Genomic DNA, 11,581 nt, shown 5'->3' on the forward strand with positions numbered 1-11,581 from the left:
CGGGCGTTCACGAGTCGTGAACGTGTGCGGCGCGCCCGCCGCCCGCGCCCGTAGAACTGGCCGTCATGCGTACGACAGCTCCGCCTTCCCCCGCCCCCTCCGCCACCGTGACCGGGTCCCGGCGGTACGGGCTGCGCGTGGCCTGGATGATGACGGCCTCCGGCTGGAGCGCCAACCAGTTCTCCGCGCTCCTCGGCTCCTACCGCTCCGGGCTCGGCATGTCCGAGTCCGCCGTCACCGGCCTCTTCGCGCTCTACGTGCTCGGCCTCGTCCCCGGCCTGCTGCTCGGCGGCCCGCTCGCCGACCGGTACGGGCGCCGCCCTCTCGCCCTCACGGCCCTCGCCGTCAACCTGCTCTCCACGCTCCTGCTGATGGCGGGCTCGGCCGCGCCCGGCTGGCTCGCCCCGGGCCGGTTCCTCACCGGCGTCGGTGCGGGCGCGCTGCTGGCGGCGGGCAGCGCGTGGGTCAAGGAGCTCTCCGTGCCGCCGTACGAGACCCCGGCACACCCCGGGACGGCCGCCAAGCGCTCCGGGCTCTTCGTCTCCGCGGGCTTCGCCTCGGGCGGCCTCGCCGCCTCGCTGATCGCCCAGTGGGCGCCGTACCCGAGGGTCCTCGCGTACGTCCCGCACGTGCTGCTCGCGCTCGCCGCGTGGCTGGCGGCCCGTACGGCTCCGGAGACGCGACCGGAGACCGGGACGCCGGCTCCGGCCGCCGCCGTGGAAGCCCCCGGCATCGACCGGCGGCGCTTCCGGCGGGCGATCCTGCCGCTCGCGCCGTGGATCTTCGCGGCGCCCACCCTCGGCTTCGTCACCCTCCCCGGCCTCGTGGACGGGGGCCTCCACGGCTGGGAGACCGTCTACGCCGGGGTCGCCACCGCCGTCGTCCCCGGGGCCGGAATCGCCGTCCAGCCGCTGGCCCGGCACCTGAACGCGCGGCACCACGTGGCGACCGGCGCCACGGGGCTCGCGGTGATCGCGCTGGGCCTGCTGCTGGCCGTGCCCGCCGTCTCCGGCGCCCGCCCGGGCCTCGCCCTCGTGGCGGCGGCCGTGCTCGGCGCGGGGTACGGGCTGACGCTCACCCACGCCCTCACCGAGGCCGCGGCCCTCGCCCCGCCCGCCCGGCTGGCCCGGGTCGTCTCCCTGGTCTGGACCCTGGCCTACCTCGGCATGTTCGCCCCCTACGCGGTCACCCTCCTCTCGGGCACGTTCACGGTCACCACCCAGCTGACCGCCGGTGCGGTGCTGGCCGTCCTGTGCGGCCTCGCCCTCACCCTCCTGAACCGCCGCCGGGGCGTACGCCGCTGAGCGACGTCGCTCTGCCCGCTCCGGGGGCGGCTGATCACGGGCTGCCCCGGGACGTCGCGCGCAGCCTGCGGCTGTGTCTGTGGCCGGTCGCGCAGTTCCCCGCGCCCCTTCGGGGCGCTAGCCGACGGGACCGTAGCCCGGGTTGGCCTCTCTTCCCTCGTGAGGAGCACGGGCGGGCCGATGCCCGCGGGCACGGCGTCGGGGTGGACGCCCCGGGAGACGAAGACGTGGCCCGCTGTCCGCGCAGCCGCGCCGTACGGGCCACGGGAGCGGCGGGCGGGCAGTTCCAGAAGCGCGCGGAGGGGCACCCGTACCAGCGGGGAGTGCTGAGCGGTGACGTCGCGAAGGGTGCCTCGCGCTGCCGTCCGGACGGGCGCGGCGCACACTGAGGGGCGTGACCTCGGGGCAGGGCATGACCGTCCTGCGGACGTGTACTAGAGTTATCTCGACATCGAGATAACTGGCGACGACATGCGCCGCGACCGCTGTCCGCTGGTCAAGTAAGGCTTACCTAACTTGGCTGGGCTCACCATAGCGGATCAGCGGCTGATGCACACAAGGCACTGAAGGAGACTGTCGTGTCGGCGAACAGCTTCGACGCCCGCGCCACGCTGAGCGTGGGCGACGAGTCGTACGAGATCTTCAAGCTGGACAAGGTCGAGGGCTCCGCGCGCCTTCCCTACAGCCTGAAGGTCCTTCTGGAGAACCTCCTCCGCACGGAGGACGGCGCGAACATCACCGCCGACCACATCAGGGCGCTGGGCGGCTGGGACCCGAATGCCCAGCCGAGCCAGGAGATCCAGTTCACGCCCGCCCGCGTGATCATGCAGGACTTCACCGGCGTGCCGTGCGTGGTCGACCTCGCCACCATGCGCGAGGCCGTGAAGGAGCTGGGCGGCGACGCGGACCGCATCAACCCGCTGGCCCCCGCCGAGCTGGTCATCGACCACTCGGTCATCGCGGACAAGTTCGGCACCAGCGACGCGTTCAAGGAGAACGTGGAGCTGGAGTACGGCCGCAACCGCGAGCGGTACCAGTTCCTGCGCTGGGGCCAGACCGCGTTCGACGAGTTCAAGGTCGTCCCGCCCGGCACCGGCATCGTCCACCAGGTCAACATCGAGAAGCTGGCCCGCACCGTCATGGTGCGTAACGGGCAGGCCTACCCCGACACCCTGGTCGGCACCGACTCGCACACCACCATGGTCAACGGCCTGGGCGTGCTGGGCTGGGGCGTCGGCGGCATCGAGGCCGAGGCCGCGATGCTCGGCCAGCCGGTCTCGATGCTCATCCCGCGCGTCGTCGGCTTCAAGCTGACCGGTGAGCTGAAGGCGGGCACCACCGCCACCGACCTGGTGCTCACGATCACCGAGATGCTGCGCAAGCACGGCGTCGTCGGCAAGTTCGTGGAGTTCTACGGCGAGGGCGTCGCCGCCACCTCGCTCGCCAACCGCGCCACCATCGGCAACATGTCGCCGGAGTTCGGCTCCACCGCCGCGATCTTCCCGATCGACGACGAGACGCTGAACTACCTGCGCCTGACCGGCCGCAGCGACCAGCAGGTCGCGCTCGTGGAGGCGTACGCCAAGGAGCAGGGCCTCTGGCTGGACCCGGCCGCCGAGCCGGAGTTCTCCGAGAAGCTGGAGCTGGACCTCTCCACCGTCGTGCCGTCCATCGCGGGCCCGAAGCGCCCCCAGGACCGCATCGCGCTCTCCGAGGCCAAGTCGCAGTTCGGCGTGGACGTACGGAACTACGTCACCGACGCGGACCTCGACGAGGCGGGCAAGGAGTCCTTCCCTGCCTCCGACGCCCCGGCCGTCTCCAACGGCGTGCCCAGCAAGCCCGTGCAGGTGACCGCCCCCGACGGCTCGACGTACGAGCTGGACCACGGCGCGGTGACGGTCGCGGCCATCACCTCCTGCACCAACACCTCGAACCCGTACGTCATGGTCGCCGCCGCGCTCGTCGCGAAGAAGGCCGTGGAGAAGGGCCTGACCCGCAAGCCGTGGGTCAAGACCACCCTCGCCCCGGGCTCGAAGGTCGTCACCGACTACTTCGACAAGGCCAACCTGACGCCGTACCTGGACAAGGTCGGCTTCAACCTCGTCGGCTACGGCTGCACGACCTGCATCGGCAACTCGGGCCCGCTGCCGGACGAGGTCTCCCAGGCCGTCAACGACAACGACCTGGCCGTGACCTCGGTCCTCTCCGGCAACCGCAACTTCGAGGGCCGGATCAACCCCGACGTCAAGATGAACTACCTGGCGTCCCCGCCGCTGGTCGTCGCCTACGCCATCGCCGGGTCCATGAAGGTGGACATCACCCGCGACGCGCTCGGCATCGACCAGGACGGCAAGCCGGTCTACCTGGCCGACATCTGGCCGAGCGAGGCCGAGGTGAACGACGTCGTCGCCAACTCCATCGGCGAGGACATGTTCAACAAGTCCTACGAGGACGTCTTCGCGGGCGACGCCCAGTGGCAGGCCCTGCCGATCCCCACCGGCAACACCTTCGAGTGGGACGGCGAGTCGACGTACGTCCGCAAGCCCCCGTACTTCGAGGGCATGGGCATGGAGCCGTCGGCCGTCACCGACATCACCGGCGCCCGCGTGCTGGCCAAGCTGGGCGACTCGGTCACCACCGACCACATCTCCCCGGCCGGTGCGATCAAGGCCGACACCCCGGCGGGCAAGTACCTGACGGAGCACGGCGTCACGCGCCGCGACTTCAACTCGTACGGCTCGCGCCGCGGCAACCACGAGGTGATGATCCGCGGCACCTTCGCCAACATCCGCCTGCGCAACCAGATCGCGCCGGGCACGGAGGGCGGCTACACCCGCGACTTCACCGTCGAGGGCGGCCCGGTCTCCTTCATCTACGACGCCTCGCAGAACTACCAGGCGCAGGGCATCCCGCTCGTCGTCCTCGCGGGCAAGGAGTACGGCTCCGGCTCGTCCCGCGACTGGGCGGCCAAGGGCACCCGCCTGCTCGGCGTCCGCGCCGTGATCGCCGAGTCGTACGAGCGCATCCACCGCTCGAACCTCATCGGCATGGGCGTCCTCCCCCTCCAGTTCCCCGAGGGCGCCACGGCCGAGTCCCTGGGCCTCACCGGCGAGGAGACCTTCTCCTTCACCGGCGTCACCGCGCTGAACGACGGCGGCATCCCGGAGACGGTCAAGGTGACGACCGACTCGGGTGTGGAGTTCGACGCGAAGGTCCGCATCGACACCCCCGGCGAGGCGGACTACTACCGCAACGGCGGCATCCTGCAGTACGTGCTGCGTTCGCTCATCCGCGACTGACCGCTTCCGCGGTCTGACCGGGGCCGATGGGCCGCACCCCTTGCCGGGGGTGCGGCCCATCGGGGTCTTCCGGGCCAGGACTGCCCCTCGCCGTCGCGTCGCGGGCTGTCCCTCGCGCCGTGGCCGGGCGCGCAGTTCCCCGCGCCCCTGAGGTCTCACCAGCGCACGGGTAATCTCCTCGTTCCGCGCATCAGCAGGCCCGGGAGCCAGCCCGGTGTCTCGTCCGGCTCCTGCTCCAACCGGGGGAAGCGCTCCAGCAGGCGGCGGACCGCCGTGCGGCCCTCCAGGCGGGCCAGTGGAGCGCCCAGGCAGTAGTGGATGCCGTGCCCGAAGGCGATGTGTCCGCGGGCGTCCCGCCGGATGTCGAACCGGTCCGGCTCCGGGAACCGCGCCGGGTCCCGGTCCGCGTCGGCCATCACGATGACGACCTCGGACCCCGCCGGGATCACCGTCCCGCCGCCCAGGTCCAGCGGCTCGATGGCGAGCCGCGGCGTGGAGCCCTCCACCGGGCCGTCGTAGCGCAGCATCTCCTCCACGGCCCCGTCCAGCAGCCCGTCGAGGTCGGCGCGGAGCGCCGCGAGCTGTTCCGGGTGCGCGAAGAGCGCCCGCATGCCGTTGCCGATCAGGTTGACCGTCGTCTCGTGTCCGGCGACCAGCAGCAGGAAGGCCATGCTGAGGAGCTCGTCCTCGTCGAGTCTGTCCCCGTTCTCGTCGACGGTGGTGATGAGCGCGCTCAGCAGGTCCGGGCCCGGGACCTTGTGCTTGTCCTGGACCAGCGAGACGAGGTACGGGATCATCGCCTCGTACGCCGCGAGCTCCTTGACCTGCGAGGTCGGCGCGACCACCTCGTTGGACCAGCCGCGGAAGAGCCGGCGGTCCAGGTCCGGCACGCCGAGCAGCTCGCAGATCACCGTCATCGGCAGCGGGAACGCGAGCGCGTCGATCAGATCGGCCCCGCGCTCCCCTCCGACCGCGCCGTCGGCCATCGCGTCCAGCAGCCCGTCGGTGACCTCCCGTACGTACGGCGCGAGCGCGGCGATGCGGCGGGGCGTGAACTCCCGGGCGACCAGGCGCCGCAGGCGGTTGTGGTCCGGCGGGTCCCGCTGGAGCATGTGCTCGTGACCGGGCGTCGCGGCGAAGATCGGCAGCTCGCCCTCCAGCAGATGCTGGTACCGCCGCCAGTCCCGGCTCAGCCGGGGGTCGGTGTACGCGGCACGGGCGGCCTCGTACCCCACGACGAGGTACAGCTCGTCACCTTCCGGTGTCCGCACCAGATGCACGGGGCCGCGCGCCCGGAGCGCCGCGTACGCCGGATAGGGGTCACGGACGAAGTGGGGGTCGAGGTCGGTGAGTTCGGCGACGTCCGTGTTCGGCATACGGGACTCCCGTGCGCGGGGGACGGCAGAGACAGCCTTCCACGCTAGCCCGGCCGGTACGGCGCGCAGCAGGATCTTTTCGGCCGCCGTCACGGGCAGCCACGGAGCGGGCGCGCCCCGCATTATCCACAGCCGCCTCCCGATCGGCTGGCGGTCGGCCGAAGTCGTACGGCTTCGGATCAGTCAGGTCTACCGTGTCGGGACCTCCCCGAACCCGACCACACACGACGGGATCGTCACGGATGACTCTTCCTGAACTGCCCGCCGAGACCACCTCGTTCATCGGACGCACGGTGGAGCTCGCACGTATCGCGACGGTGCTGGACACCACGCGACTGGTGACCCTCACGGGGCCCGGCGGCGTCGGCAAGACCCGGACGGCCGTCCGGGCCGCGCACCGGATGCGGGACCGGTTCGACAACGGCGTCAGCCTGGTCCCTCTCTCCGCGCTCTCCGACCCCGAACTGCTGGCCAACACAGTGGCCTCCGCGCTGCACCTCCCCGAGCAGTCCGCGCTGCCCGCCGCCGACGTGCTCGCCGCCTATCTGGCCGACAAGCGCATGCTCCTCGTCCTCGACACCTGCGAGCACCTGGTCGACGCCTGCGCCATGCTCTGCGACCAGCTGCTGCGCAGCGCCCCCGACCTGCACATCATCGCCACCAGCAGACAGCCGCTGGACGTGCCCGGCGAGCAGATCCTGCCCGTACCGCCCCTCTCCGTACCGGCGGGACCCGGCGAGCCCGGCGCGGTCAAGGGCAAGGGCGCCGGCGAGGACTGCGACGCGCTGCGGCTCTTCACCGACCGCGCCTCCGCCGCCGCGCCCGGCTTCGAGGTCACCGACGACAACCGCGCCGACGTGCTCTCGCTGTGCCGCCGCCTCGACGGCATCCCCCTCGCCATCGAGCTGGCCGTCTCCCGGCTGCGCACCCTCTCCGTGGAGGCGATGCTCGGCCGCCTCGACCACCGCTTCCGGCTGCTGACCGGCGGGCGCCGCACCACCGTGGCGCGCCACCAGACGCTGCGGACGACCATCGAGTGGAGCCACGAGCTGTCCACGCCGGAGGAGCGCTCCCTGTGGGCGCGGCTTTCCGTCTTCGCGGGCGAGTTCCGGCTGGAGGCCGCCGAGGCCGTCTGCTCCGACGAGGAGGACCTCGCGGAGTGGGAGGTGCTGGACGCGCTCATCGGCCTGGTGGAGAAGTCCGTCGTGCTCAAGGTGGAGACCGAGGAGGGCGACCGTTACCGGATGCTCGACACGATCCGCGAGTTCGGCCAGGAGAAGCTCGCCGAGGCGGGCCACGTGGCGGAGCAGCACGTACGGAAGCGGCACGTGGCGTACTTCCTCGATGAGTGCGGGCGCTTCGACGCCGAGTGGCTCACCGACGGCCAGACCGCGTGGATGCGCCGTATCGCGCACGACCAGGCCAACATGCGGGCGGCCCTGGAGCACTGCGTCGCCACGCCCGCGCTCGCCTGCGAGGGCCTGAGGATGGCCACCCGCCTGTGGGGCTACTGGCACTGCGCCGGGCTGCTCACCGAGGGCCGCTACTGGCTGCGGCGCACCCTGGACACCTGCGCCCAGCCCTGCCCCGAGCGCGTCAAGGCGCTCTGGCTGAGCAGCTGGTACATGGACCTCCAGGGCGAACGGGGCGACAACTGGCCGCTGCTGGACGAGGCCGAGGCCCTCGCGCGGCGCCTCGGCGACGACGCGGGCCTCGCCTGGACCCTCGCGTTCCGCCACCACACCCGCTACTTCCGGGGGCTGACCGACGGCGTCGCGGACGGCTTCGACGACGCGCGCCGCCGTATGGGTGAGGCGGGCGACGAGACGGCGCTGATGATGAGCGGCTTCTTCGTCGGCTTCTTCCACATCATGACCGGGGCGACGGGTGAGGGCGTCAGCCTCTGCGACGACTCCCTGCGGCGGATCGAGGGGAACCCGGCCGAGGGCTGGTCGCGCGGGTGGGCCCTGTGGGTCAAGAGCGTCGGCCTCTGGCTCAAGGGCGACCACCAGCACTCCGTCGAGACAGCGCGCGAGGGCATCCGCATCAAGGACGCGCTGCGCGACGTGATGGGCATCGCCCACTTCCTGGAGGGCTTCGCCTGGCACGCCGCCGAACTGCGTCACTTCGAGCGCGTCGCGGCGCTCCAGGGCGCGGCCGACGGGCTGTGGCGGCGCGCGTCCAAGGAGCCGCGCTTCGGCATCCCCATCCTCCACGAGCTGCACCAGCACGCCGCCGACCTGGCCCGCGAGACGCTCGGTGCCGGGGCCTACCACGAGGCGTTCAGCGAGGGCACCGCGCTCACGATGGACGCGGCCGTCCGGCTCGCCCTCACCGAGAACGGCGCGGCGCCCGAGGTCCCGCCCCAGCGCCGCGGCCCGGCCGAGGGGCTCACGCCCCGCGAACGCCAGGTCGCCGCGCTGGTCGCACAGGGCCTCACGAACAGGGAGATCGCGGAGAAGCTGGTGGTCTCCAAGCGCACCGTCGACTCCCACGTCGAACACATCCTCGCCAAGCTCGGCTTCTCCGCGCGCTCGCAGATAGCGGCGATGCACGACGAGGAGCCGCCGGGCCCATCGGAACCGTCGGAGGGGACGAGGGCCTGAGGGGGTCAGGCCTTCCAGGCCTTGCAGGTCTCTGAGGTCTTTCAGAACATTCAGGTCTTCTTGGGGATGTCCCCGGCGAGCAGCCGGGCCATCCGGGCGAAGCGGCGGCTGCCGGTCTGCCACGCGAGCTGCCGGTACAGCCGTACGACGTGCACGTGGTACGTCGGCGTCGGGATCCCGTGCGACCGGCAGTAGTACGCCCAGCCGCCCGGGTTCCGCAGCTCCGGGAAGAAGTGCGCGGCGGTGGTGAGCGCGCCGTCGTAGAGCTGCCGCGCCAGCGGGTGCCCGGTGGCGCGGGCGTAGTCCCAGAGGCCGAGGGCGGCGAAGAGCATCCCGTTGAAGGTGTGGTCGGAGGTCTCGGGCGGGTCCATCGGATAGAGCTGGATCCACAGGTGGCCGTCCTCGTCCCGGTTGACGACCCAGGGCCAGTCGTCGTCCGCGCGCAGCAGCGAGGCGAACGCGCCGTCCGCCGCCGTCTGGTAGCGCAACTGCTCCTCCAGCGTCACCCCGTCCACCTCCGCGAGCTGTACGAAGAGGCTGAGCGCCTCGCCCTGCGCCATGCCGGAGTACCAGGGCGCGCGGTAGCTGATGCCCTTGTGCGTACGGTGCGTGAAGTTGAAGGGAAACGTGAAGTACCAGGCGCCCCGGGTCACGGTCTTCTTCGCGATCAGCCGCTCGGCCTGCGCCTTGGCCCGCCGCAGGAAAACCTTCTTCCGGGCCGGGTCCCGCTCCCGCCGATAGCTGGTGAGGCACCCCAGCCCGAACTGGAGCTGCGTCACCGGCTGGTCGTACCCGCGTGCCTTGCGGTGCGGCCGGTACATGATGACGCCCTGCCGGTCGAGGTATGTGTGCTCGTCGTCCGGCGTCACCCGCGCCCACGGCACCGGCCGGTCCCGCCATGGCCGTCGCCCCTCCGCCAGCCGCGGCAGGGCCCGGTACCCACTCGTCCGGAACCGGAACGGCAACCGCCCCGGCACCACCACGGGCGCGACCCCCGGATCCCCGCCGGGCATCTCCCCGTCGGGCGCCGACACCCGCCCCTCCGCCAGCAGCTCGGGCAGGGGCCCGGGCACGTCCCCCGCCCCCTCCGGCACCCCGGCGCCGACCCCACCCAGCGCCCCGACCCCGAGAAGCAGAAACGTCTTCCGGTCCACCCCGGACCGCCGCTCACCAGAACCCATCCCCGCATCCTGCGCACCCTCTACGCGGGGGGTGCGCACGCCACGCGGGAACCCCTCTCAAGCACCCCGACAGGGGAGCTTCTTCACCAGCGCCTCGGAAAAGGGACCCATGAAGCGCTGCAGCGCCTTCTTGCTCTCCTTGTCACTCCCCGGCCCATCGAACAACTCCACGGAGAACGTGAACCCCTCCGCGGGGTCTGTCCGCCGCGCTTCGGTGCTGTGACACGGCACTGCGGCCGCCGCGACCCGGTCCCCGACAACGTACGAGCCACCCCGCAGCGCGGCGGGGCGCTCGGGCGGTGAGGGATCTGTGATGAGCGAGGACCCGTTGACATCCCTCAGAGAAGGCTTCTTGGCGTGCCACTCGCTCTCCAAGGCGATCGCCGTCTTCCCGTCCACGAGAAGGTCACACGACAACCCCTCGACGTCATCTGCGTTCCTTTGCTCCTTCTGGCTCGTCTCCTTGCCATCGGGCAGGAAGGGCTCGAGCAACTTGGCCTTCACCGGTACACCGCACAACTTCTCCGGTATCGCGTACTCCCGATCGGGCGCGTCTTCACCGCACCCGGTGAGCCCAAGGACCGACGCGCAGACCAGAAGCGCAAGGGGGCGGATGCCTCGGTGGCTATTTACCCAATCGCCGTTCCATATTGTCACGCGCTTCCCTCCTCAGCGTCTCGCCGTGGCCGTAACCCGAGCCCGACTGCATAGCGATATCCCTGATGTAGTCGGTCCGGTTCACATTCGGGGGGAAGCCTGCATCCTTCAGTGACCGCTGGGCCCACTTCTGATTCTCCTCACGGGCATCGAACGATACGCTGCTTGCCCGATCGGCATCGCTGTCGACGCTGTTCTTCTGGTGGCTTTCGACAATTGAGTCGATCACGCCTTCCGATACGCCGTTCATGAGTTCTCCAGCAATGGGCGCCCGTTCCGCCACTGCTCCGATCGGAGCCCCGATCAGCGTCTTGGCCAACTCGCCGAATCGCGCGCGAGACGAGGGAGGCGATGTGTTCAGCCGTCTCCTCAAGGTCCTTCCGGCGCTTCTCGGAGATCTCCTCGTTCTGGTGACCAGGCTGAGGCGGATACAGGCAGCGGGCCTTGCCCTCACCCCCACCGGGGTACGCCACGCGGGAACCCCCCTCAAGCACCCCGACAGGGGAGCTTCTTCACCAACGCCTTGGAAAAGGGGCCCATGAGGCGCCGCAGTGCCTTCTTGCTCTCTTCGGTGTCCTCCGGGCCGTTGAAGAGCTGTACTGCGAACGTGAATCCCTTCGCGGGGCCGGACCGCGACTTTTCGCCCTCGGGAGTGGGCAGCGGCATTCGTACCTTGGGGTTCACGCACGGCACCGCAGCTTTCGCGATCCGATCACCCACGATGTACGAGCCACCGCGCAGCGTGGCGGGGCTCTCGGGGGGCGAGGGGTTCCGCAGAGAACCTGTCCCACCCGCGTCCGTGGGCTCTGGCGTCGTGGACTCCCACGTGCTGAACACGCCGATCGCCGAATGCTCGTCCACGACGAGGTCGCACGACAGCCCCCCGGTGTCTTCGGTCCCCATATGTTCCTTCTCAAGCGTCTTCTTGCCACCAGGCAAGAGCGGCCCAAGCAATTTGGCCTTCACGGGCACGCCGCACAGTTCCTGGGGTATCGCGTACTCCCGCTCGGGCGCATCATCACCGCACCCGGTGAGCCCGAGGACCGACACGCAGACCAGAAGCGTCAGAGGGCGGATGCTTCGGCGGCTATTCACCCGACCGCCGTTCCGCATGGTCACGGGCCCCCTCCTCAGCGTCTCGCCATGGTCGTGCCCGGA

General features: G+C 71.0%; 9 protein-coding genes. 4 read left to right on the forward strand and 5 right to left on the reverse strand.

What is annotated here, in order from left to right:
• Window positions 1-65 precede the first annotated feature (65 nt).
• The 3 genes from ACGF3A_RS41050 to acnA all read left to right on the forward strand — a co-directional run bounded on the left by ACGF3A_RS41050 (window position 66) and on the right by acnA (window position 4,603).
• Window positions 66-1,304: an MFS transporter gene (locus ACGF3A_RS41050; RefSeq protein WP_393735857.1), complete on the forward strand. Its 1,239-nt coding sequence runs from the start codon at window positions 66-68 to the stop codon at window positions 1,302-1,304.
• Window positions 1,305-1,531: 227 nt separating this feature from the next.
• Window positions 1,532-1,693 (forward strand): hypothetical protein, encoded by a 162-nt coding sequence (locus ACGF3A_RS41055; protein WP_393735859.1) that lies wholly within the window; start codon window positions 1,532-1,534, stop codon window positions 1,691-1,693.
• Window positions 1,694-1,882: 189 nt separating this feature from the next.
• Window positions 1,883-4,603: an aconitate hydratase AcnA gene (gene acnA / locus ACGF3A_RS41060; RefSeq protein ID WP_393735861.1), complete on the forward strand. Its 2,721-nt coding sequence runs from the start codon at window positions 1,883-1,885 to the stop codon at window positions 4,601-4,603.
• Between the two features lie 155 nt (window positions 4,604-4,758).
• Here acnA and ACGF3A_RS41065 read toward each other — a convergent pair whose 3' ends face one another.
• A complete protein-coding gene (locus ACGF3A_RS41065; protein ID WP_393735863.1) occupies window positions 4,759-5,979 on the reverse strand; it encodes a cytochrome P450 in 1,221 nt (406 codons plus the stop codon).
• Window positions 5,980-6,221: 242 nt separating this feature from the next.
• On the opposite strand from ACGF3A_RS41065, the gene ACGF3A_RS41070 reads away from it, so the two are divergent.
• A complete protein-coding gene (locus ACGF3A_RS41070) occupies window positions 6,222-8,585 on the forward strand; it encodes an ATP-binding protein (RefSeq protein WP_393735865.1) in 2,364 nt (787 codons plus the stop codon).
• 50 nt (window positions 8,586-8,635) lie between these two features.
• Here the strand turns inward: ACGF3A_RS41070 and ACGF3A_RS41075 are convergent, their stop codons facing one another.
• The 4 genes from ACGF3A_RS41075 to ACGF3A_RS41090 form a co-directional block, all read right to left on the reverse strand.
• A complete protein-coding gene (locus ACGF3A_RS41075; protein ID WP_393735867.1) occupies window positions 8,636-9,766 on the reverse strand; it encodes a D-glucuronyl C5-epimerase family protein in 1,131 nt (376 codons plus the stop codon).
• A gap of 57 nt (window positions 9,767-9,823) precedes the next feature.
• Window positions 9,824-10,423, reverse strand: coding sequence for a hypothetical protein (locus ACGF3A_RS41080; protein WP_393735869.1), 600 nt, complete (start codon window positions 10,421-10,423; stop codon window positions 9,824-9,826).
• Complete coding sequence (locus tag ACGF3A_RS41085) at window positions 10,392-10,742, reverse strand: hypothetical protein (RefSeq protein WP_393735871.1); 351 nt, start codon at window positions 10,740-10,742, stop codon at window positions 10,392-10,394. Before ACGF3A_RS41085 ends, ACGF3A_RS41080 begins: the two co-directional genes overlap by 32 nt.
• 167 nt (window positions 10,743-10,909) lie before the next feature.
• On the reverse strand, window positions 10,910-11,542 hold the full coding sequence (locus ACGF3A_RS41090; protein ID WP_393735873.1) for a hypothetical protein: 633 nt from the start codon (window positions 11,540-11,542) through the stop codon (window positions 10,910-10,912).
• Between the last annotated feature and the right edge of the window lie 39 nt (window positions 11,543-11,581).

Origin of the sequence: Streptomyces sp. NPDC048172 (genome assembly GCF_043202595.1) — a bacterium.
Lineage (GTDB): Bacteria > Actinomycetota > Actinomycetes > Streptomycetales > Streptomycetaceae > Streptomyces.

Coding starts and splice junctions, on each gene's coding strand:
- ACGF3A_RS41050 (WP_393735857.1), top strand. CDS start 66: ATGCGTACGACAGCTCCGCCTTCCCCCGCCCCCTCCGCCACCGTGACC.
- ACGF3A_RS41065 (WP_393735863.1), bottom strand. CDS start 5,979: ATGCCGAACACGGACGTCGCCGAACTCACCGACCTCGACCCCCACTTC.
- ACGF3A_RS41070 (WP_393735865.1), top strand. CDS start 6,222: ATGACTCTTCCTGAACTGCCCGCCGAGACCACCTCGTTCATCGGACGC.
- ACGF3A_RS41075 (WP_393735867.1), bottom strand. CDS start 9,766: ATGGGTTCTGGTGAGCGGCGGTCCGGGGTGGACCGGAAGACGTTTCTG.